We start from the raw sequence: 23,141 nt of genomic DNA, 5'->3' as shown, positions 1-23,141 counted from the left end.
AGTATGAAGCCAGCAGAACGCATATCCACATTTGTCAAACTAGGTGAAACAATCGACAATTTAAGTTTTGAGCAAAAAGATGAGTTGCTGTGGAGAGCGGAGAATAATAATAATTGGTTTACAAAAGAATCAGTAGAGTTATCGCTTCAAGGTATTTCCTTTATGCTTTCTCAAGAGAAATTGGATGCTTGGCTATCAATTTATGAGTTGAGCGAAGTGCAAACCCCAAAATCAATAGGATTGATGCTTGCAGGCAATATTCCTGGAGTTGGGTTTCATGATCTTATGTGTGTTATCCTCGCTGGTCATCAGGCAGTTGTTAAGCTAAGCTCATCTGATGAGGTCTTGATGAAATGGCTACTTAATAAGCTGATCGAAATTGACCCTAGACTTGAGTCGCAAGTACGATTAGAAGATATGCTAAAAGGAATGGATGCCTATATAGCTACTGGCAGTGATAATTCTTCTCGATACTTTAATTATTATTTTGGAAAATACCCTCATGTTATCCGCCAAAATAGGACCTCTGTTGCTGTTTTGAAAGGAGATGAAACTCGCGAAGATTATGTCAATTTAGGAAAAGATATTTTCCAATATTATGGTCTTGGATGTAGAAACGTTTCAAAAATCTATGTGAAAAAGAAAGATCAACTTCAGGATTTGCTGGGAGCTTTGGAGGTTTATGCATCGGTTGGCGCACACCACAAATACCACAACAATTATGATTACAATAAATCTATATATCTAGTTAATCTTGAGGATCATCTAGATAATGGTTTTTTACTCCTTAAAGAAAGCGAGGACTTAGTTTCGCCCATTTCAGTTCTTTACTATGAGGTTTACTCAAGTGAGGAGGAATTGGCTGAAAGATTGGATAGTTTGAAAGAGAAAATTCAATGTGTTGTTGGGAATGCAAATGGTCTTGTTCCTTTTGGTGCTGCCCAAACTCCTGAGCCCTGGGAATACGCCGATGAAGTAGATACAATGGCATTTCTTCTTGAATTATAAAGGCTATTCTTGTTTGCTGATAGGAAGGTATATGCAGAATTTGGTGCCTTTGCCCTCTTGTGAGAAAACCTCGATTGATCCATTATTCTTTTGAATATATTCTTTTACCAAGACGAGGCCTAGGCCAGTTCCAGACTCATTATTTTCGCCAACCGTTGTGAAGGAAATTCCTTCATTTATTTTCGCAAGATTTTCACTGGAAATTCCCTTTCCATAGTCTTCAATACAAATTTTCACGAACAGTAATTCATCATGAGTGGAGATTTTGATTTCCCCTCCCTTTTTGGAAAATTTGATCGAATTACTCATGATGTTTCTGACTGCTAGTTCAATCATATTTTTGTCAGCTGAGATCAGAGATTTGGCTTGAGGCTGTATTTTTATTTCAAGTTGCTTTTCGTTCGCTATTCGTTCCAAAATGCTCTTTTGCTGCTCCAAGATTTTGTGAATGTCAAATTCCTGAGGTTTTACTATTTCACCTCCTTTAAGTTGAGAGCTTGACCAAGCCAAAAGATTGTCTAGCAACAATGCTACTTGTTCCATATTTCTGGACACTTCCGGCAGCATACTCATAAATTCATCTTGGGCAACCATTCCCGAATTTGTCAGGTGGATTAGCTCTTTGATTCCGAAAATTGGGCCTTTAAGGTCATGTGAGATAATACTGAAATATTTGTCCTTAAGGTCATTAAGTTGTTGAAGTTCTAGTTTTTGGTTTTTTAAAGTCTGGTTTATTGATTTTTGCTCAGTAATATCTTCAAATAGAACTATAAGACCATTTTTATTTGACTTTCTGTTTAAAAGCGGAATTGTCTCAATCTGGAAAAAACGCCAATTTCCGTCAATAGTGATTTTACTTTCTATCCTATTTGCCACTCCAGCGGTAATTAGCGCTAGAATATCACGTTGATTCTGGAAGATTTCCTGTACTTTAATTGAGATTTTGACCTTTTCAGTTGAGATACCAAAAGCTAAAAACGCTGGATTGAAATCCACTATTCTATCCTGCGCGTCTACCAATAACACTCCTTTGGTGATTGCCTCTATTACTTTGTTATGTGCGATGGGCTTAATATTGAAGAGTTGGTATTTTAGGATAGCAAAGCCTAAAATAAGATAGGTAAACAGAAAAGAGAATGGAGTCAAATCAATAACTTGAAGTGGGATTATAATTTCAAATTGATAGAAAAGATTGAATATCATCGGGAAAACTCCTGCTAATAACATAAGTCTAGTTTGAGTTTTGAAAAGCTGATCAGAAAACCGAAATCGCCACCAGATTATGAGATATCCTAATAAATATAAAGTGTAGGTATAAATTAAATTCACAATGTACCATGGTCCTATTTCGATGTTGGCTATTGAGAGCGCGCCGGCTTCAATAATTGTAATTGATTTATAAAAAAGCTGATGAGAATCATTAGTAAGAACAAGGATATAAGTCAGGATAGGTATCACTAGTACTAGAGCTAGTATTATACCATAGTATTTGGGTCTAAAACTGGTATAAATCAAGCTAAATATTAGCCAAAATGCCCCTATAAATGAAATCCCTACGTATTCCAGTTTAATGAAAATCAGAATGGCTTCCCGGGAAGTAACGCTAAGTTCGAGTCCATAAAAAAAGCCCCAAATTGACGCACAAAGCATGGTGAGCGCAATCCATCTAGTAGATCCTTCCACTTTAAAGGAGATATAAACAGATAATGCTCCTACAAGTAATCCGGAAATTATTAGCGTTAATGAAAATGGATTCAGAATAAACTCCATTCAGGTAGTTTTTTGATGCTGCAAAGTAAATATTATCTGCCTATAATTATGGCTGAGATTTTTTTCCTTTTTGATAGGTGTCTCAGTATAAATTTTTCTTTTTGGCAGTGACCTTTTGACATGAGATTTAGCAACACTAGTTCAGTAGAAATTTAGGACGAAGCTAAAATGGTTTTAAATAAGGAGAAAGGCGCCTTTACAGTGGTTGAATGGTTACCTATTATTGGGCTAACTTCCTATATTTGCGGTCGATAAAATCGAAACTTTTACCAAACAAAAAATCCCTATACAATGGCTTTTGATATTGAAATGATCAAAAAAGTGTATGCCCGATATCCAGAACGTATCGAAGCGGCTCGTAAGGCTGTGGGGCGTCCACTTACTTTGACTGAAAAGATTCTTTACGCACACTTGAGCGAAGGTGCCGCTTCCCAGGCATATAGCCGAGGTGTTTCTTACGTTGACTTTCAACCAGATAGGGTTGCAATGCAAGATGCAACGGCACAGATGGCATTGCTGCAGTTTATGCAAGCTGGTAAAAATCAGGTAGCTGTCCCTTCTACTGTACACTGCGATCACCTTATTCAAGCTGAAGTAGGAGCTGTGAAGGATTTGACGAAGGCAAAGGATAAAAACAAAGAGGTTTATGACTTCTTAGCTTCTGTTTCAAATAAATATGGTCTAGGATTCTGGAAGCCAGGAGCGGGTATTATTCATCAAGTAGTGCTTGAGAATTATGCATTTCCAGGCGGAATGATGATTGGTACAGATTCTCATACACCAAATGCAGGTGGCCTAGGAATGGTAGCGATCGGCGTTGGTGGAGCTGATGCATGTGATGTAATGGCTGGACTACCTTGGGAGCTGAAATTCCCAAAATTAATTGGTGTTAAACTTACAGGTAAACTTTCAGGCTGGACTTCAGCGAAGGATGTAATCTTGAAAGTGGCAGGTATACTTACTGTGAAAGGTGGAACCGGAGCAATTGTAGAATACTTCGGAGATGGAGCTAGGTCACTTTCTGCAACAGGTAAAGGCACTATCTGTAACATGGGTGCTGAAATTGGTGCGACTACTTCTATTTTTGGTTATGACGAAAAGTCTGCTGCTTATCTAGCTTCGACTGAGAGAGCTGATGTAGCTGAATTGGCAAATGGAATCGCCGAGCACCTTACTGGTGATGAAGAAGTTTATGCTAATCCTGCAACTTACTTCGATGAAGTAATCGAAATCAACTTGTCTGAATTGGAGCCACATGTGAATGGACCATTTACGCCAGACTTGGCTTGGCCTATCTCGAAGTTTGCTGCTGCTGTGAAAGAAAATAACTGGCCGGCAAAATTGGAGGTTGGTTTGATCGGTTCTTGTACCAACTCTTCTTACGAAGATATTTCCCGAGCAGCATCTTTAGCGCAACAAGCGGTAGATAAAAAGCTAGTAGCAAAATCTGAATACACAATCACTCCCGGATCTGAGCAGGTAAGATTTACTGTTGATAGAGATGGTTTCTTGGATACTTTCGGTCAAATGGGTGGAGTTGTTCTTGCGAATGCTTGTGGACCTTGTATCGGTCAGTGGGCTCGTCATGGAGCTGAAAAGCAGGAGAAAAACTCCATTATCACTTCTTTCAACAGAAACTTTGCGAAGCGTGCCGATGGAAATCCAAATACACACTCATTCGTAGCTTCTCCGGAAATTGTGACTGCTTTGGCTATTGCGGGTGACTTGACCTTCAATCCAATGACCGACAGCCTTGTTAACGAAGAGGGTATTTCAGTTATGTTGGATGAGCCAAGCGGACTTGAATTACCAACAAAAGGTTTTGCAGTGGAGGATGCCGGATATCAGCAGCCAGCTGTGGATGGATCTAATGTAACTGTTGCTGTAAGCCCAACTTCAGATCGTCTTCAATTATTGGATTCATTTAAGCCTTGGGAAGGTACAGATCTGAAAGGTCTTAAACTCCTGATCAAAGCAAAAGGTAAGTGTACTACAGATCATATTTCTATGGCTGGACCATGGTTGAGATTCAGAGGACACCTAGATAATATTTCCAATAACATGCTTATCGGTGCTGTGAATGCCTACACCGATGCTACAAACTCAGTGAAGAATCAGCTGACTGGAGCATATGGTGAAGTACCGGCAACGCAGCGAGACTATAAAGCCAATGGCATAGGTTCTATCGTCGTGGGTGATGAAAACTATGGTGAAGGTTCTTCTAGGGAGCATGCTGCGATGGAGCCTAGGTTCCTCGGTGTGCGAGCTATCTTGGTAAAGTCATTCGCGAGAATTCACGAGACTAATCTGAAAAAGCAAGGGATGTTAGGATTGACATTTGCTAATCCTTCAGACTACGATTTGGTACAAGAAGATGATTCAATTGATATTATCGGCTTGACTACTTTTGCTCCAGGTAAGCAATTGCAGGTGGTTTTGAATCATGCTGATGGATCTTCAGATACGATTCAGGTAAATCATACCTACAATGAGGGACAAATAGAATGGTTTAAAGCAGGGTCAGCACTCAACCTGATCAAAGCTAAAGCCTAACAAATATTAATAGAGTGGGAGCCGTAACTTGACTGTTACGGCTTTTTTTGTGTCGCTATTTCCAGCAAAATCTAATTTTTGCACTAAACTAAGTGATACTGGTCAGGAGTATTAATTTTTTTAGCCAACTAATCATCAAAACATTATCCAATTAATGTATTTATAAATCAAAAAGCTTGCTACGAAATACAAATTGCTGTATGTTTACGTCATAATGGATCAGCCCTAAGAATTATGGTTTTATCAAGATCATAACTCAAGCCAAGTAAGCACTATTTCAATGCAGGAAAGAGGAATCAACAGTACCTTTAAGAAACTTATTTACGAGTCATCAGAGATGGTGTTTCTTGCAGATGATACTTTCCCGTATCCTATTTTTTATTCAAATAAAGCTTTTGAAGATCAAATAGGAGAAAAGTTGATAGATAGAAGTCTCGTCGGTTTGGGGCTGGATATAAGCAGTTTTATTTTCAAAGAAGCGCTAGAACTGAGTCATAATGGAAATAAGTATGATTTTCATATTGAACTTCCTCAAGATAGCTCAACAAACTATTTTCTATTTTATAAGGGTGAAAAAGTCAGAGACCAAGGCTTACCTACTAAAGAGGAATATCAAAAGTTTTTGTTGGAGTTCCCAGACCCACAGTTAGTCCTTAAGCCAGATGGTGAGGTATTTCTTTCGAATACTGAAGCATTAAGCCTTTTTGGATATTCTGATGATAAAAAATTACACCACCTAAGTGAAGTAGAAGGATTATTTGATGATCCACTTCAATGGAAAAATTGGTTGAGTAATGCTGTTTCTGAACATACAATACATCGATTTTCTACTAATCTTACTGATCCCCATGGATCTCAATTGAATCTAGAGGTTGCATCAAAGCAACTCAGTGTTGCTGGTGTTCAATATGTTTTGCTGTCGTTTAAAAATATTTCCGAGAAGGTTATTCTGGAGAAGAATTTGGAGGATAGCAGCAATTTCTTGATGAATCTTACTGAGCAAGTTCCTGGAGGTTTGTATCAATTGGTGATGGATTCGGAAGGGAAATTGAACTTTTCATTTTTATCCAAAGGAATTGCGCAGGTATTAGGGTTAAAGCCTGAGGAGCTTGATAATTTCACCGATATTTCATTAGCAATCTCTCGTGTGCATCCGGTTGATCTGCCTCAAGTCATAATGAGTTCCATTGCTTCAGCAAGAACAGTAGAACCTTGGCAATGCCAATTTAGAGTCAAATCTGACCCTAAATCTGAAGATTATCGCTGGATTTTGGGAGCTGCAAGACCACAAGCTCTTGAGAATGGAGACATGGTTTGGTATGGATATTTGACAGATATCAGTAACCAAAAGGAGTTTGAAGCAACCTTGGATGAATCAAGGAAGGCAGCAGAAAAGGCTAATCAGATTAAATCTGACTTCCTTTCAATGATTAGTCATGAGCTTCGTACGCCATTGAATGCGATTTCAGGCTCTACTTATTCATTGATTCACGATCATCCTCAAGTCCACCAAAAATCAGAGTTGGATACTATCAATTTTGCGGTGGACAATTTGATCATTATGATCAATGATTTGCTAGACTTTCAGAAGATAGAAGCAGGTAAATTAACTATAGAAAATGCACCTTTCCACTTGAGCTCTTTTATAAATCAGATAATCAAAGGCTTGACATTTCATGCAAGAGACAGTAAAAATAAATTGGAAGTTAACCTCTCCGAAGGACTGGATATTGCAGTCTCTGGAGATAAGACCCGCCTATCTCAAATTCTAAATAATCTGATTACTAATGCACTCAAATTCACAAATGAAGGAGAAGTAAAGGTTACCGTTAATTTGATAAATAGAAGCAATGGCAAAGCTAAAGTCTATTTCGAAGTAAGTGATAATGGAATAGGCATCGCGCCAGAGCATCAGGATAAGATTTTCAATGATTTTGATCAAGTAAGACCAACCTTTAGTACAAAATATGGTGGAACTGGCCTGGGCCTTTCTATCACAAGGAAGCTATTGAATCTGATGGGAGGAGAAATTGGGCTTGATTCTGTAGTTAACGAAGGAAGTAAATTCTACTTTGAATTAGAATTCGAAATTGCTGAAATGCAACTCGAGAGACCTTCACTTACTAATAGTTATACCAATCAAAATTCAGCTCTTCACCTCTTGATGGCTGAGGACAATGATGTAAATGCGTTGGTTTTAGGTAAAATTATCAGCAAATGGGGCTTTACCTACGAGCGAGTAAACAATGGTGTGGAAGCGGTTAATGCAGTAAGTCAAACTAATTTTGATTGCATTTTAATGGATATTCAAATGCCTGAAATGGATGGTTTTGAAGCGACTCTAGCTATCAAAAAAATCTCTGAAACACCAGTTATTGCGCTAACAGCAGCAGCCAAACTTGAAATAAAAGACAGAATAGAAGAATGTGATTTTGATGGGTTTGTAGCCAAGCCTATTGATGCTTCAGAATTGCAGAAGATAATTCAGGAAGTTATTCTTGAGAGAAATCAGAGCGCCTGAGCTTTTTCTAAATATTCTTCTACTAAGTCCATTTCTGGATAATTTTGGCTCAATTCCACTAAATATTGCAAGGCCGAGATCTTATCTCCCTCCATTACATAGTAAATCCCTTTATTTCTTAATGCAAAAGGATTATTTGAATCCATTTGTATGCTTTGATTTATCAGATCCAGACCTTCCTCTTTTTGATCTAGAAACAGAAGATATAATCCTTTATTATTGTAGAAGTAAGCTTGACTTTTATCAAGTGAAATAGCCTTCTCCACAGCATCCAATGCTTCAGCATAATTTTGCTCATCAAAAAAGATCATAGACCGCAGATTATGCAAATTTGGCTCTAGTGGATTAAGTGCCATTGCTCTATCCAATACCTTTTTTGCACCTTCATAATCCTTCTGATAATAAAGTATTGTTGCTTGGTTTACGAGTAGATCTGAATTCTCTGGATTGAGTTTGGAGGCTTGATCAAAAGCTGCCATGGCATCCGGGAAATTAGTGAGCTTTTCTTCCACTAGCCCTGTTAGAAAATAGCTCTTCCAGTTCTGGTTATCCAGTTGAACCAGCTTTTGAGCATCTGCTCTGGCGTTATAGTATTCTCCATTATCAAGGTAATTTAATCCCCTCTGAAACAAAGCTTCGTAATAATCAGACTTGTATTTAACAGCTAGACTGAGGTCTTGGATACTCTCCGAAAGTTGGTTTAGCCGTAAGTGGGCCAGCGCCTTATTATAGTATGCATCGGCATAGGTAGAATCTATTTCCAGTGCTTCACCGTAGAATTCCATTGCTCCTTTGGGGTCATTCTCCTCCATTTTTTCATTTCCCTTCAATAGGAACCTTCCTTTTTTAGTATCGTCTGAATCACATGAAATTGATATTCCAATTAGTGCCAGGAGCAATAAGGTCTTAATCTTTTTTATCATCATTTACTTCTTCATCTTCAATTGTGTCTGTTTGGCTCTTTTCTAAATCTTTTTCTTCTCCCAATAGAAGCGCAAATGGTCTTGTGTCATCACTTAGATCAAATATTTCTCTCAGGATTGCCATACTCGGTATGATCAAGATCATTCCAGCTACTCCCCATATTGAACCGCCTACTATCAATCCTAAGAATGTAATAAATGCATTCAGATTTACATTTCCACCCACGATTTTTGGGGTGAGAAAGTTTCCTTCAATCATCTGGATAACCTGATAACAAACTAGCACTCCAGCGGGGTAGAACAGGCTGTCTTTGGTGAGAAACGAATATATCATAGGAAGCATCGCTCCAAAAAATGGACCTACGTAAGGTATGATATTCAAAATCGCCCCAAGTGTACCAAAGAAAACTGCATGTTTAATTCCCAGTAATGAAAATGCAGTAATATTTAGAATTGCCAGAATTCCCATCACCTTTATTACCCCCACGATATAATTTAGAATCACCTTCCTCAAATTAACTATGCGCAGTTTTACCAGTTCAGGATCTTTGTCTTTATATATATGGATGATCACATTGGTAAGGTGATTACGGTACAGGAGAAAGAAAAACATAAATACGGGTATCAATACCAGTCCTGTTAATGACCCCACCGTTTTTAGAGCAAAGTCACCAATACTCGAACTATGTTCTGTCAGCAGGTTTTTCAAATAGTCCGTATTTGCTTTTTCTTCTAAAGCAGTGTCGTACGAAAAGTTATCCATTGCCCATTCATCTACTGCATGCGCATATTCTGTCAATCGGCCTGAAACGTCATCAAAATCTTGAGTGAACTCTGCCACATTGCTGATTACAAATGTCAACAAGCCCCCCACAAGTGCAGTCATCATTAATAGTGAAATGATGCAGGCAAGTATTTTAGGGACTTTTTTTGACTCGAGCCAAATAGCAATGGGAGTAAATAATATTGCAAAAAAACCGCCCATGAATAAGGGTACAAGCAAACTTTTTCCAACTATTAAGAGGAAAACTAATACAATAATGAAAATCATTACTGAAAGAGCCCGGAGGTAAGTAGGAAGTTTGTTGCTTGAAATCTCCATCAAGGGTTGGGTTTTGATACTAATTCGTCCTTACAAATTACTTTAAAGTAAATAAACCAAATTATTCTGAAATCAATCCAGCTCGTTTTAATAGGGCATTTTGCTCAGGTTCTCTTCCTCGGAACCTCTTATAGAGAATAGACGGGTGTTCACTTCCTCCTGCAGACAAGATGTTTTTAGCAAAAGAATCCGCTGTAGCCTTGTCAAAGACGCCTTTCTCTTGGAACAGTTCGAATGCATCTGCATCCAGCACTTCCGCCCATTTGTAGCTATAATACCCAGAAGAATACCCTCCTTGGAAAATATGAGAAAATGAAGTGCTCATCAAAGTTCCAGGTACTTTATGAAGTAGGTCTGTGGCTTTCATCACTTTTTCCTCAAAGTCAGGTATGCTGATTATATCACTTGGATCTTTGCTATGATATGCCATATCCAAAAGGGCAAAACTTATTTGTCTCAGCGTTTGATAACCTTGCTGGAAGTTTGATGCTTTTTTGATTTTCTCTATTAGCTCTTCAGGGATCTTTTCACCGGTTTCATAATGCCTCGCAAATTGATCCAAGCATTCTTTTTCGTAGCACCAGTTTTCGAAAATCTGAGAGGGTAATTCTACAAAATCCCAAAATACGCTGGTCCCCGAAAGTGACTCATATCTTCCTTTTGCCATCATGCCATGAAGTGCATGTCCAAATTCATGGAATAAAGTAGTCACTTCATTGAAGGTCAACAGGCTTGGCTTTGATTTGGTCGGCTTAGTGAAATTGCAAACGATAGAAACATGCGGGCGAACATCCACTTCACCTTTCATACTTTGGCCCTTGTAGCTTGTCATCCAAGCTCCATTTCTTTTGCCAGGCCTAGGGAAAAAATCCGCATAGAATACTGAAAGGTATTTTCCGTCCTTATCCGTCACTTCGTATGCTGTGACATCTTTATGATAAAGAGGAATGTCCTTTCTAGGAGTGAATGTAATTCCAAAGAGTTTCTCGGCTGTTTGGAATACTCCTTCAATTACTTTTTCTAATTGGAAATAGGGTCTTAGAAGCTCATCATCGAGGGAATACTTTTCTTTTTTCAGAAGCTCTGAATAATAGGCGAAATCCCACTTCTTCAACTCCTCGAGCCCATCAAGTTCCTTTGCAAAAGCTTCCAGCTCTTTAATTTCAGATTTGGCTTTTGGCTTTGCTTTTTCTAGTAATGCATCCAAAAAAGAAATTACCTGGTCTGGACTTTTTGCCATACGCTCCTCAAGTACGAAATCAGCATGACTTTTATATCCTAAAAGTACCGCTCGATCATGACGAAGCTTCAAGATATTCTTTATGATTTCCTGATTATCCAGTTCATCTCCTTTTGCGCATCTGCTGCCACTAGCCATGAATAATGTCTGACGCAATGCTCTATTTTTGGCATAAGTCATCGCTGGAATATAGCTTGGATAGTCAAGCGTAAAGGCCCATTTACCCGGTTGCTCCTTTTCTTCGGCAATTTGCGCCGCTGCTTCCTTGATTCCATCAGGTATGCCATCTAGATCAGACTCCTGATCTACAAAATGAACATATTTGTTTGTCTCAGCCAGTAGATTTTCACCATATTTCAACGATTTTTGAGCTAGTTCCTGATCTATTTTCCGTAGTTGATCAGCTTTGTCTCCTTTTAGTTTGGCACCATTTCTTACAAAGGATTTATAAGTTTTATCTAGCAAGGTTACTTGCTCTGGTGATAATTCCAACTGGCTTTTTTGCTCAAAAACTTGCGCTACTCTATGGAAAAGTTCTTGATCAAGTAAAATATCATTTCCATGTTCAGTTAAAAGCGGAGAAATTTCCCGAGCTAGTAATTGGATTTCTTCGTTTGTTTCTGCGGAATTTAAATTGAAAAATATACCTGCGATTATACCCAGCCGTTTTCCCGAGCCATCAAGAGCCTCAATTGTATTTTCAAAAGTTGGTAATGCTTCAGCTTTAATCTTTGAAATATCTTCTTTTGCTTCAGCAATAGCAGCTTTTATAGCAGGAAGAAAGTGGTTTGGAGTGATTTGATCAAAAGGTGCGGTATCAAATGGTGTGGCAAAATCTGCCAGTAATGGGTTATTCATAAATCTAAAATCGTTTGGCTATCTAAACAGGGGCATTCCAAGAAGGTTCAATTAAATGACCTCCTTTTATCAATTCGGTGGTTAATTTACCGATTTGAGTTGGATTGCGTAATCGCTACGAAGGAGAAATACACCTAAAGAAAAAATGCACTTCAGAATTTTAATCCAAAGTGCATTTTAGTAGAAGTATTAATAGTCAAAGTCGCAACTCATAGATTCCATTCCTATAGGCGAACCGTCAGGAGCTTTCAAGGTTTCTTGCGGATTCAGTTCTTCTGGTAGGTCCAAAAATGCAATTATTTTTTCAGCCAAATAAGATTGGTGCTGGGCTCTGGTATTTGCCCCTAATAATAAGGGACCACTAAGAGAAAGCTGCCTTAACCTCCCTCTGGCGATCGCTCTGATGGTATTGGAGACATCCGCATTTTTAGCTAATACAATCAAATGATCTACATATTTTGCTTGAGTCATTAGGATTATCTCCAGGTTAATGTCTTCGGTAGTGTAGTTTTTGAAAATCTGCTTCTCAATACTTGTCAACATATCATTAAGCCCAAAAAGATTACTTTGCTGTAAATGTTGTAGGTGAACGCGGTTTACTCTAGCTCCATCCAACAGGAAAGCAAGCGTTAAATCTACAACAGTTTCAGCCGGCGCAATTGGATCAAAGATTGGATTTACTCTTGATACGAATGTTTCTCTATTTCTTCCGTAGCCAAAAGGACGTGGGGGAATCAATTTCAAAATATGATCAGGAACTCGAATCTGATCTGGAGAGATGGCGAATAGTAGTGCGTTCAAGGCAGCTTCTTGCTCAGCCGCATGCACCCAGCCATGGTTAGGTTGATTATCACCTTTTACCTTATACCTGTAATCCACGCCACCGAGGAGTTTACTTGTGGCTTCGATCTGGAATCTGTGCATTAGATAAAGTGGCACGAAAACTTCCTCTATTAGTGCCGTAGGCTGACCTTCTTCAATGGCATTCAACCCAAAGGTCTTCATGCGATTTTCTCTCAATTTTAGCATTCTGGTCAGTTCCTCGGATGCGGATGCTCCGTTGTCCCAAAGATGAGAGGTAGGGTGTGCTCCACTAGGACTTCTCGAGTCAGAGTCCGTGATGAATTGATGCCCAGCATCATAGGTGTCTTCCAGGGTTTTCTTGAGAAATGCAGCTTCATTTTGTCCTTCTGGAACTACAGCATATCCATATTTGATTGCCCATTTGTCCCAATCACCGATTTTGTCATCATAAGCATTGCTCAGATCTAGCTCTCCATTTGCTGTCTCGGTGATCAATGGATAAGGATAATCCATTACTGAGGCACGATTATTTGCAGAAGTAGCATAGCTATGCGCCAGACCGATCGTGTGCCCGATTTCATGAGCAGATAGTTGCTTCAATCTGGCAACAGCAAGTTCTAGCATTTTAGGATTTGCAGGAGCTCCCTCTTCGAATGGTTGCAAAAGTCCCTGGGCGATCAAATAATCCTGTCTCACCCGAAGTGAACCTAGCGAGACATGACCCTTTAAAATCTCTCCTGTCCTTGGGTCCCGTACACTAGCTCCATATGACCAGCCCCGAGTGGATCTGTGAACCCACTGAATTACATTGTATCGTACATCCATCAGATCCATCCCTTCCGGTGCCAGTTCAACTCGAAATGCATCGATAAATCCTGCAGCTTCGAAAGCTTGATTCCACCAGTTTCCACCTTCTATCAATGCTGACGCAACCGGCTCAGGAGTGGCTCGGTCAAGGTAATAAACGATTGGTTCAACAGCCTCAGACATGGCGGCAGTAGGGTCTTTCTTTTCCAATCGATGGCGAGCAATGAATCTCTTCATAATCGGCTCGGAGATCGGTGTAGTGAAATCCATGTAAGAAATACTTCCAAATCCTGCTCTTGGATCAAATTCACGCGGCTCATAGTTGTCGTCAGGAAGCTCAATAAACGAGTGACGCTGGCGTACGGTCACCGCATCTGGACTCGGTGTCACAGACCTTAGGTTACCGCCAGTGGCTTGTCCTGTCAGCGTGATTGTCATTTCTACCTCGGTGTTTTGAGGGAAGTTTTTAGTCATAGGGTAATACAAACCTGACCTGCTAGCATCTGTACGGAAGGAGCCCTGACGACTTCTGGTCAAGGTTTCTGCTACCCCGTGCGTATCTTGTAAGTAGAAATTGGTAGCATCGACGATCAACTTATCTCCATCTTTCTGAGCGATCTCAAATCCCCAGATTATGGATTCTGCAAAAGCATCCTTGATCGATTGGACTTCTGAAGGATTGTCAGAATAGGCTCTGAAATCATAGTTTTTATGAACCATAAAAAGCTTATTTCCAGACTTTCTAAATTCTACAATCCGAGTGTCTCCAAGCTGCCCTCGATCAAGTCCGATATCGTTTGATCCAATACCGGCGGTCAGTGAATTCACATATAGAAATTCCCATTCAAGCTTGTCAATTTCAAGGTAGATTTTGCCTTTTTCTTCATCTAGGTAAAAAGGAATGAACCCGTCCTTTTTGGTCATTTTGGTCAAATCTAGGCTTTGAGCAAAACCAATATTTAATGAAAAGGCGGTGATTAGAAGTAATAGTAGGTGTTTTTTCATACAGGTGGTAGTTTGAGTTCAAATTATCGAAAAAGCAGATTCTTCTTAATACCATTGATGGAAATTTAGCGGTGGAGCATGTATCTGATCAGTAAAGTGGTTTCAGTTTGCGTTGGGCCATTAATCTCCTGAAGCCCCGAACTTATAGTTTCTCTGTCGGTGTAGGAAGTTCTGGCAAAACGGAAATATGTAGTCAACTGGGAGTTGATTTGGTATTGGGCAAGGAGATAGTGACGCATGCCCTGTCCGGAAAAAGCGGGAATTGAGAATGTCCATAATACATTGTTTTCAAATGCATAAAGTCTCGTATCGTAATCATCCGTGTCAAAAAGTGCGATTCTTCCTGTGAGTCTGAATTTACCAAAACTGTACTGGGCATCTTGAAGGATCATAAACCCGGATGACTTTTGCGCATCAAAATTCACTCTACTAAAAAGAATTCTGGATCTAAAAAAGAACGCTTTGCTAACTTGATATTCAAGGCTGAGAAGTCCATTGATTTTATTTACTGGTTTGATTTGATAGGGGAGGGCAGGTTCTCCTGAATCTGATAAATTTCGATCTTTTTGTTCCTCTCTGATTTGAAAGAAAGCTGTTAAGTTTCGATTGGGTTGGAAACTAATTCTTGCGAGCCATTCATAGCCTTTGGAAGGAGCATAAACACGATATCTCATCCAAGGAAATCTGAAGTAATCGTAATACGCATTTATCTTCCATTTAGGAATTGGCTTGATTTGGATTCCCAAATAAACGCCATTTTCATTGGCAGGCCGTGTGTTTTCTGCGAAGGCATTTGCGTAAAAGCTGTGGAAATTTGTATCGTATTTTCTCCACAATACAGAGAAATCTACCTGCTTACTCAGGCTGGAAATAAACCCAGCTACGTTTCCTTTTCCGCCAGATTGTGAAATAGCAGATTCGCCAAAAAGGAAAATGTTTTTCCAGTTGTAATTCAAGTAGACACTTCCCACGCTGTTGCTTTGTCCAGTAAAATCAAATTGGTTGTAAAGCGTTTTTTCTTTAATCCAGGGATGATTAAATCGTGTGAAGAGGTAATTTGTGCCTGCTTGAAATTTGCCGGATTTGGACGAATATTGGAAGTTTCCACCAAGACTTAATTCCCGAAATTGATTTTTGGTACTTAGCTCGCCGGACGTTCTGTGAAGGCCACTTTGATTAAAAGAGTTGATTGTTAAATCTTCGGAGGTCAGGGTGTCAATACTTGCAGCTGCGCGGCCATCTCTAGGAGCATAAGAGGCAATCAGGCTACTTTGCCAACTTCCATTTTGATAAGTAACACCTGCTCCCCGAAAAAATCCAAACTCTAACGCAGCTGTATAGGGAAGTATGCCAACACTGCTTCTTCGGACAGTCGGGACAGTTTCTGCACCTTTTCCCAATGAATATCCAGCACCAAAAACCAATCCTTGACCGAACTGAGCCTGGAAATCCCCCAAAGCGATGGTCTTCCATTTGCCAACATAATACTTCGTGAAGTGAAAGGATAAAAAATTGAAGCCATATCTGGCAGTTTTTCCGTCCCAACTGAATTTTTCACCGGGGTCTTTATCCAGAGTGAACCCCATACTGAAATCCCGAGCATGCTGAATTCTAAATCTTAAATATAATTCGTTTGGATCTCCTAGGTATCGACTTGAAACCTTTCCAGTAGAGCTGGTGTCAGCTGGTGTAAATCCTTTGCGGGTTTCCCAAGTCCTACGGTGCCGTAATAGAAAATAAGCCTGCTCCTCAGTCAAAACTCGTTTCCAGAAAGCTTGGGTTTGATTTGAACTGCCTGTTCCCAGTGTTAAAAATGGCAGGATTTGCGCTATCGTTTTGAGATCGAAACCAGGGATAGCCTGAAGTTCATAGAGCGATATCAATGGTCCAAATTTGTCTCTATAGGTAATCAAATTGGTGATTTGGTTGGGGTCAAGTAAATAGCTAGATGTTAATACTTCGGCATTCGCACGGTTGATATCCATCGGATTCAAATAGAGCTGCAAAAGGACCTCATAAATGGATTCATAGTCCAGATCGTCATCTTGAACGGGGAATAGCCGCTCCATAAATGATTCCAGATCTATTTCTTTTTGCGGTGGCTGCTGGGCAATAGCTTTAAAGAAAAGGAAACACGAAATACATAAATATAAAATGACAGCTTTCATTAGTTTTCAAAAGCAAAGCCTAAACTCATATGATTTGTACTTCCCAGTGCCTGATTTTGACCAAAAGCATAATTCAAACTCATGCTTTTTGATTTGAGTCCCAAGCCAAAAAATAGTCTGCTTGGATTGCTGTTGATCCCCGTTCTGAGGAATACCCAATCTCTAATACCATATTCAATTCCGGCTTTTACGATTGGCTTGATCTGAATATCTTTTTCTACTTCTAGATGAATTTGAAGCTGTGAAATCGGAGTGTAAAAAACACCTAAGCTCACACCGGTTGGAAGTCTTGTTTCGGAGTCTTTTGAGGGTTTGGATCGGCTGAGATTGGAAATGCTAGCTCCTACAGAAAAATTAGGACTGAGCTCAGCCATACCACCCAAACTGAAAATCAAGCTGCTTCCACTTCCAAATCCTTCAATTTGGGTTTGAAACCATTCTAATTTCCCCCCAACACTTACAATTCCCAACTGATTTGCGAAAGCTACCCCAAGAGATTGCTGATTAAATAACTTCCCGCCATACCTGGAAATTCCAAATCCTAAAGTTCTAGCTTTCACTTTCCATGCACCAACTAGATCGGCAGAACTTAGCTCTCTGAGCCCAAATCTAAGATCAGAGCCTGCCGTGATTTCTGATGATTCCAACTTAGCCAGTCCTCCTGGATTATTGAAATAACTCCAAGTATCCATTCCATGTACACGAAGATTACCCATTCCCTGGCCTCTAGCGCCATGTACTTGCGTAAGTGGGTCCGTTTGTGCTGTTGAAATAAAAGGCAGACAAAACAGGAAGCAGGAAAAAATCAGTTGCTTCATAAATAGATTGAAAAAAGCCTTAACTAATTTAGTTAAAAACTTGATAATCAATTCATGTAACTAGATTTTTTTGACGGAAAAGAATTAGAAGGGTGTTGAAAAGTTAAAAAAGAAGTTGCCTTCTCCGCTGTTGTTCAAAGAATATTCAAAGCGAAGTACTGAATCATAAAAGCCAATTAGATCGATTCCTGTCCCATAACCCATGAGGTATTTGTTTGCAAGGCGAGAGTTTTCAGGGATATTATTCCTATCCTTCACAAATCCATGATCAAAATTAGCACTGAGGTAAAGTCGAATCGGGATGGTATTAAATTGCTCCAATGGTATCATGTTCGAAATATCAATTTGCCAATCAACGAATTTCCATCGGAAGCTGTTTTTATGGACATATAGTTGTTGACCTTCAATTACATTAAGCTCATAACCGCGTACGAAGTTTGGATTATACCCTATCCCTCGCACTAAAGTGTATGGTTGGCTTGCACTCAAAAACCAATCTGCGGTCAAACCGGTATTGAAATGAAACTTGTCAGAAATTTTGAAATACTTATTAGCAGTTAGGTTCACCTCTACTTCATCAAGTTCCTCGGTGTATATTATCCCATATTTTGTAATGGAAAGGTCCAATAATTCCCCGTCAGTGGCATATGAGACATTGTCTCTACGATCGTGTCGAAAGGTATAAGTAGCAAAAATGTATCGGAGTCTGTTATCTCCTGATTGGAAATAGTTGGGGTTTTCGGTCAAAACATCATCGCTGACCCAAGTACCGCTATATCCCAAAGTTAGGAAGTGATAGTTATAATAACTTCTTCTGTACGTGTACCTTAAGGCCGCTGCGAAGCTTTTCTTAATGATATCTTCGTTTTCATTCCCATAAAAAACTTGCTTATTGAAAGCAGATCTAATCGGGATCGTCTTATTTTCCTTAAATGTAAGCTGGGCAGCAAGTCCATGCTTTTGATTTTTATCTATATAAGGTTTGCTGTATTGCAGATCTAAGGCTTTGGTAAACCCAAGTTGACCTGCGAATTTTAGCTTTTCATTCCTGCCACCTACGTTGCTATGGCTCATTCTTAGTCCATAATTTACCCTTGAGAAATCCCTGTTTTGGTTGGTCCACCACTCGGAAAAGTTTCTATCGGCGAGCTGAAAAATAACCTGAGGGACTATATACCATCGTTCTTTCACTGTTATCAGGATTTCCACCTCATTATCTCCAGTGAAAAGTGGAGTTATTTCGACTGATGTAAACAGCCTGAGATTATAGATTTTCTTTTGATCAGCAATGAGTATTTCTAGAAAGGTATTCCAATCGTAATAGAAGTCTGTAGTGAAATCTAACTCTCTGAGAATTACACTTTTCTTTGTTTTTTCATTCCCAACTATAAAAATGTTATTAACTCGAACGCTGTCAGGAGTGCTTGTACTTTTAGGAGCAAAAGTGGTGTCAACCTGCTGTGCATAGCAAATATTAGCTCTAGACTCTAGTAATAGAGCGAAGCACAAAATAGATAAGTATAGGATATTTGGTTTCTTGAGGATCAAGAGGGAATTCTAAAATGATGTTATTGGTTAATTACGTAACGACCACAATTATAGGACTAATTCATGGCAAAATCCATACTTCGTAAGATAGCTATATTTCCAGTCTTGGTGTATCAATACACCATTTCTCCCTTATTTCCTGCTAGCTGTAGGTTTACACCGACCTGTAGTCAATACATGAAGGAGGCTATTATGAAGCATGGAGCATTCGAAGGTGGATGGCTGGGAATCAAAAGACTCGCCCGTTGCCATCCTTGGGGAGGCCACGGGCATGATCCAGTTCCTTAATTTTTTATAGGTTTTAAGCCGTTTTTCAGCGCACGAATCACGAGAATTATTCCTCCTATTACCAGTGGAATGCTTAATAGTTGTCCCATATTGAATGCCATTTCATCTTCAAATGCGACTTGGCTTTCTTTGAAGAATTCCCAGATAAATCGCATTCCAAATACTGATATCAAGAATAATCCAAGCAGAATTCCTTCTGGCAATCTTTCCTTGTATTTGTTCCAAAGGCCGAAAAGGACCAAGAAAATCACGAAGTAGGATAGGGACTCATAGATTTGTGTTGGGTGTTTTGTTCTCCCAAATGTCTGAACTGTAACTAAGTAATGGTCTCCTTTATCTGAGATGGCCATGTTTAGTGGGCTTTCCACAGGTTCCGCTAAATAGTCTTGACTTGAGCTAAACTGAGTCAAAGCATATTTAATATCACGTCTCAAGGTCGTTTCTAGCTCTTCAAGGCTGTAGGATCCTTTGTTGATTTCCAAATCAATATTCAAAGGAACGATTCCATTTCCCACCAATTCGCCCTGACGATCTGCAGGTTTGTATGGGTCGATTGATTCTACGGGGACTTTCAAAGTAGAAAGTAATTCCTCCGTATCCCATGCGTAAACAATTCCATAATCGGATCCGGTATCTTTTCCACCGATTTCAGAATTCATCAAATTACCAAATCGGATCAATGCCCCAGTCAGCGCGGTGACGATTACAATTCGGTCAACGACCCAGAGATAGCTTTGGCCCGGGGTTCTTTTGGCGTAAAGCCAAAGTGCAAAGAGAATTGCTATAGCTGCGCCATGACTAGCAAGCCCACCTTCCCAGACTTTCAATATCTCAATAGGGTTGCTTAAGTATTTTGCTGGCTCATAGAATAGCACGTGCCCAAGTCTCGCTCCAACTATCGTCGCAATGACCATGTAGATAGTCAGTTTATCAACTAACTCCGGATTTTGCCCCTCTTTTTTGAAAAAGTGAACCATGAACTGCTGAGAGATCACGAATCCAGCAGCAAATAGGATACTATACCAGGGTGGCCTTTCCCAGCCAGGAATCACGGAAGGGCTAGGGTCCCAGACGATATAGTTCATGATTAATTCAAGCATATTTGTTGATTTATAGTTGATCTAATTGTGCAAGTTCTTCAGCAAATCCACCCGACAAAATCGGGAATCTGTACCAGGTTTTTGGATCCACATTGAATTCATCTAAGTGAAAAGAAGGGGCAAGGCGCTCTCTTTTCCATTGATTTCGAGACCAAAGTTGAAAGAATTTTTTGATATAGCCTTTCAAAGTGTCAGGTTCGAGTTTTAATTCTTCGGAAAGAATCAAATAAATATCTAGTGGTGAACGTCGGTCACGAATCGCAAGTTTTTCTATCTCGACAATAATTGCGTAGGGCATTAAATCCTTTTCGTCAGTTTGGGTCCTTTCCAAAGGTCGAAGTTCCGCAGTTGGCTGAAGTGAATTTACTTTAGCTAAACCCGGACGCTCAAGATTTTTCTCTGCCCAGCTTAGCCAGTTAAGGATAAAATATTTATCTACTGCCGCAATGGGAGAAATACTACCAGATGTATCACCATCCATAGTGGCATAGCCTACGTCTCCTTCGCTTCGATTTGAGGTAGAGAGCAAAAGTGCATTGTTAATATTAGCCAGCATCCAGATAATAGGGGAGCGGGTTCTAGCCTGTATGTTTTGCAGGGTAATGTCGTCCTTTTCCCAGGTCAATTTCCTGCCAATTGCCTTTTCTATTTTGGCTGTGTAGGATTTTACTTCTTCGTCTATCTCCCAATGGTAAAAGGTGGCGCCGATACTTTGGGCAAGGGTTTCTGCAGAAGAAAAGGTCTCGTCTGATGAGTTTTTAGTTCCCTGATAAGCAGTCGTCAGAATCTGCTTCATCAATTCCTTTTCAGGATTTGAAGAAGTTGGGATGTTTTTAATACCAGCTTTTTCACAGAAAGTCTCCAAACCTAATTCATCAATTCCCCGCTTTACCATCTCAGCTACCAAAATGGCGATGGAAGATGAATCTGCTCCTCCAGAAAGCGAGAGCACAAATCCAGTACTTCTGCTTTTTCTCATATAATCGAAAAGGGCCAAAGCTGAAGCTTGGACAAATTCTTCATTTTTCGAGTTTATAGCAGCTAGATCTTGCGTGGTTGATTCTAGGTAAAAGCTTTTTACCTGAAAATCCTGAAAGGAAAGAAGTTTGTTTCTTGAAATTAATTTGCCTGATTTGGCCAATAGTATTTCTCCATCAAAAATCATCCTGCCAGCTTCATTCCCAAGCAAATTTGCGTAGCAATAATAGCAGTCGAAAATAGATGAACTTTCTTCAAGTAACTCTTTGCGCAGCTGAGTCTTGCCCATGGCAAAGTGACTTGCGCTGGGATTAAAGATCAAATCAACCTTGCGTTCACAAAGTCTATAGCCAGGTCTGAGCTTACCTCTCCAGGCATCTTCACAGATTTCAAATCCGTAATGAACGTCTTTATGATAAAAAGTCAAGTCTCCAAATGGAACTTGCTGATTTTGAAATTCTAATTCAACCACTTCATTAGCTTGCCATGGCGTAAACCAGCGGAATTCGTAATGCACTCCATCAATCGCCATGAACTGTTTCGCTACAAAACCTTTTAAAAATCCATCTTCAATGACGGCAACACAGTTATAAACTTTGTCTTGAATTCGTACAGGCAACCCGACAGCAACAGTTATTCCTTGGCAATGTGGCAGTAAAAGCTCCAGTTGTGCAATCGCTTTTTTTGGATACCAATAGCTTAAAAATAAATCTTCGGAACCATAACCTGTGATAGCCAATTCAGGCAAGCAAAGGATTTCGACATCTTGTTTTTTTGCTTCTTCTATAGCCTGTATGATCCTTTTTAAATTGCCTGACCAATCCAGTGGTGTTTGATTGACGGTAGCTCCTGCTATTTTTATTGAAGACATAAATGGATGTAATTGATCCTAAAATTACGCAGCTATGTGGCAATTCTTAGTGTTTCGCAGGCATTTTTGGAGGCTTCCTGCTCAGCTTTCTTTTTGGTGCTTCCTTTTCCTTGTGCTACTTCTTCTCCCTCTACCTGCAAAGCAACCCTAAATTCCTTGAAACGCTGGTTTCCACTAACGCTTAGGACTGAAAATTCCACTTGTTTATTTTCTTTTTGAGACCACTCGATGATTTTACTTTTATAATTCGTCGTAGTAGCGATTATACTTTCTACATCAAAGTGAAGTAGGATTCTATGGGTGATGAAATGTTTGGTAAAATGGTAGCCTTTGTCCAGGTAAATAGCTCCAAGGAAAGCCTCTAACATATCACCATATAGGGATTTGTTTCCTGTGAAACTCCGTTCGCCAATTTCCATGTCCAAAGCTTTCCGTAATCCAATTTTAATTCCGGTATCGTTTAGCGTTTCCCTATTAACAAGCTTCGAACGGGTTTCGGTGAGAAAGCCTTCATCGCGAAATGGGAATTTTTGGAATAGAAACTCAGCTATCACCGCACCTAAAATTGCATCGCCAAGGAATTCTAAACGCTCGTTAGAAAGTCGGAATCCCTGAGATGTTTCTTCCCCTAGGCTGGAAGGAGTAAGTGCAAGTTTGTATAATGATAAATTAAAAGGCCTGCTCCCCGTCATCAATCTGATGGAGGCAGCAAGCCTTTTGTCTTTTTCACTAAAGAAGAGATTAGAAAATCCGAGCCTTTGAAATAATTTCAAAATTCA

The 23,141-nt window shown here is 39.6% G+C and carries 15 protein-coding genes; 4 read left to right on the top strand and 11 right to left on the bottom strand.

From position 1 onward, the window contains the following. Nucleotides 1-3 precede the first annotated feature (3 nt). Nucleotides 4-1,008, top strand: coding sequence for an acyl-CoA reductase (locus ACPUEN_RS09765; RefSeq protein ID WP_425640115.1), 1,005 nt, complete (start codon nucleotides 4-6; stop codon nucleotides 1,006-1,008). 3 nt (nucleotides 1,009-1,011) lie between these two features. Here the strand turns inward: ACPUEN_RS09765 and ACPUEN_RS09760 are convergent, their stop codons facing one another. After that, nucleotides 1,012-2,778, bottom strand: a complete 1,767-nt coding sequence (locus ACPUEN_RS09760) for a histidine kinase N-terminal 7TM domain-containing protein (protein WP_425640114.1) — start codon at nucleotides 2,776-2,778, stop codon at nucleotides 1,012-1,014. A gap of 291 nt (nucleotides 2,779-3,069) precedes the next feature. On the opposite strand from ACPUEN_RS09760, the gene ACPUEN_RS09755 reads away from it, so the two are divergent. Together ACPUEN_RS09755 and ACPUEN_RS09750 are read left to right on the top strand one after the other, a co-directional pair. After that, nucleotides 3,070-5,331 carry an aconitate hydratase gene (locus ACPUEN_RS09755; protein WP_425640113.1) on the top strand — a complete coding sequence of 754 codons (2,262 nt, stop codon included), beginning with the start codon at nucleotides 3,070-3,072 and terminating at the stop codon, nucleotides 5,329-5,331. Between the two features lie 280 nt (nucleotides 5,332-5,611). Next, on the top strand, nucleotides 5,612-7,852 hold the full coding sequence (locus tag ACPUEN_RS09750) for an ATP-binding protein (RefSeq protein WP_425640112.1): 2,241 nt from the start codon (nucleotides 5,612-5,614) through the stop codon (nucleotides 7,850-7,852). Here ACPUEN_RS09750 and ACPUEN_RS09745 read toward each other — a convergent pair. From ACPUEN_RS09745 to ACPUEN_RS09715, 7 genes are all read right to left on the bottom strand, one after another. Further along, nucleotides 7,840-8,778 carry a tetratricopeptide repeat protein gene (locus ACPUEN_RS09745; RefSeq protein WP_425640111.1) on the bottom strand — a complete coding sequence of 313 codons (939 nt, stop codon included), beginning with the start codon at nucleotides 8,776-8,778 and terminating at the stop codon, nucleotides 7,840-7,842. The two genes, ACPUEN_RS09750 and ACPUEN_RS09745, sit on opposite strands and share 13 nt — an antisense overlap. Beyond that, entirely contained in the window at nucleotides 8,759-9,877 is a 1,119-nt protein-coding gene (locus ACPUEN_RS09740) for an AI-2E family transporter (RefSeq protein ID WP_425640110.1), read from the bottom strand. The genes ACPUEN_RS09745 and ACPUEN_RS09740 overlap by 20 nt, the downstream gene beginning before the upstream one ends. 61 nt (nucleotides 9,878-9,938) lie before the next feature. Further along, a complete protein-coding gene (locus ACPUEN_RS09735) occupies nucleotides 9,939-11,975 on the bottom strand; it encodes a M3 family metallopeptidase (RefSeq protein ID WP_425640109.1) in 2,037 nt (678 codons plus the stop codon). Between the two features lie 189 nt (nucleotides 11,976-12,164). Continuing rightward, on the bottom strand, nucleotides 12,165-14,591 hold the full coding sequence (locus ACPUEN_RS09730; RefSeq protein WP_425640108.1) for a zinc-dependent metalloprotease: 2,427 nt from the start codon (nucleotides 14,589-14,591) through the stop codon (nucleotides 12,165-12,167). A 65-nt stretch (nucleotides 14,592-14,656) separates the two neighbouring features. Further along, a complete protein-coding gene (locus tag ACPUEN_RS09725) occupies nucleotides 14,657-16,759 on the bottom strand; it encodes a ComEA family DNA-binding protein (protein ID WP_425640107.1) in 2,103 nt (700 codons plus the stop codon). Continuing rightward, nucleotides 16,759-17,577, bottom strand: coding sequence for a hypothetical protein (locus ACPUEN_RS09720; protein ID WP_425640106.1), 819 nt, complete (start codon nucleotides 17,575-17,577; stop codon nucleotides 16,759-16,761). Before ACPUEN_RS09720 ends, ACPUEN_RS09725 begins: the two co-directional genes overlap by 1 nt. A gap of 84 nt (nucleotides 17,578-17,661) precedes the next feature. Then, nucleotides 17,662-19,125 carry a POTRA domain-containing protein gene (locus ACPUEN_RS09715; RefSeq protein ID WP_425640105.1) on the bottom strand — a complete coding sequence of 488 codons (1,464 nt, stop codon included), beginning with the start codon at nucleotides 19,123-19,125 and terminating at the stop codon, nucleotides 17,662-17,664. A gap of 63 nt (nucleotides 19,126-19,188) precedes the next feature. Here ACPUEN_RS09715 and yidD point away from each other — a divergent pair, with 63 nt between their 5' ends. Beyond that, the gene (yidD, locus tag ACPUEN_RS09710) at nucleotides 19,189-19,413 is read left to right on the top strand and encodes a membrane protein insertion efficiency factor YidD (protein WP_425640104.1); all 225 of its coding nucleotides are present in this window, start codon (nucleotides 19,189-19,191) and stop codon (nucleotides 19,411-19,413) included. On the opposite strand, the gene ACPUEN_RS09705 is transcribed toward yidD, so the two are convergent. Genes ACPUEN_RS09705 through rnc form a run of 3 tightly spaced genes read right to left on the bottom strand, consistent with a single transcriptional unit; the run spans nucleotide 19,410 to nucleotide 23,135 of the window. Further along, nucleotides 19,410-20,513 carry a prolipoprotein diacylglyceryl transferase gene (locus ACPUEN_RS09705; protein ID WP_425640103.1) on the bottom strand — a complete coding sequence of 368 codons (1,104 nt, stop codon included), beginning with the start codon at nucleotides 20,511-20,513 and terminating at the stop codon, nucleotides 19,410-19,412. The genes yidD and ACPUEN_RS09705 overlap by 4 nt on opposite strands. A 10-nt stretch (nucleotides 20,514-20,523) precedes the next feature. Beyond that, entirely contained in the window at nucleotides 20,524-22,362 is a 1,839-nt protein-coding gene (gene nadE / locus ACPUEN_RS09700; protein ID WP_425640102.1) for an NAD(+) synthase, read from the bottom strand. A 32-nt stretch (nucleotides 22,363-22,394) separates the two neighbouring features. Next, nucleotides 22,395-23,135 (bottom strand): ribonuclease III, encoded by a 741-nt coding sequence (rnc, locus tag ACPUEN_RS09695; RefSeq protein WP_425640101.1) that lies wholly within the window; start codon nucleotides 23,133-23,135, stop codon nucleotides 22,395-22,397. Nucleotides 23,136-23,141 lie beyond the last annotated feature (6 nt).

The organism is Algoriphagus yeomjeoni (assembly GCF_049821175.1).
Classification (GTDB): Bacteria; Bacteroidota; Bacteroidia; order Cytophagales; family Cyclobacteriaceae; genus Algoriphagus; species Algoriphagus yeomjeoni_A.
The sequence above is the reverse complement of the archived record's forward strand: the minus strand, read 5'-3'. Positions and strand labels throughout refer to the sequence as shown.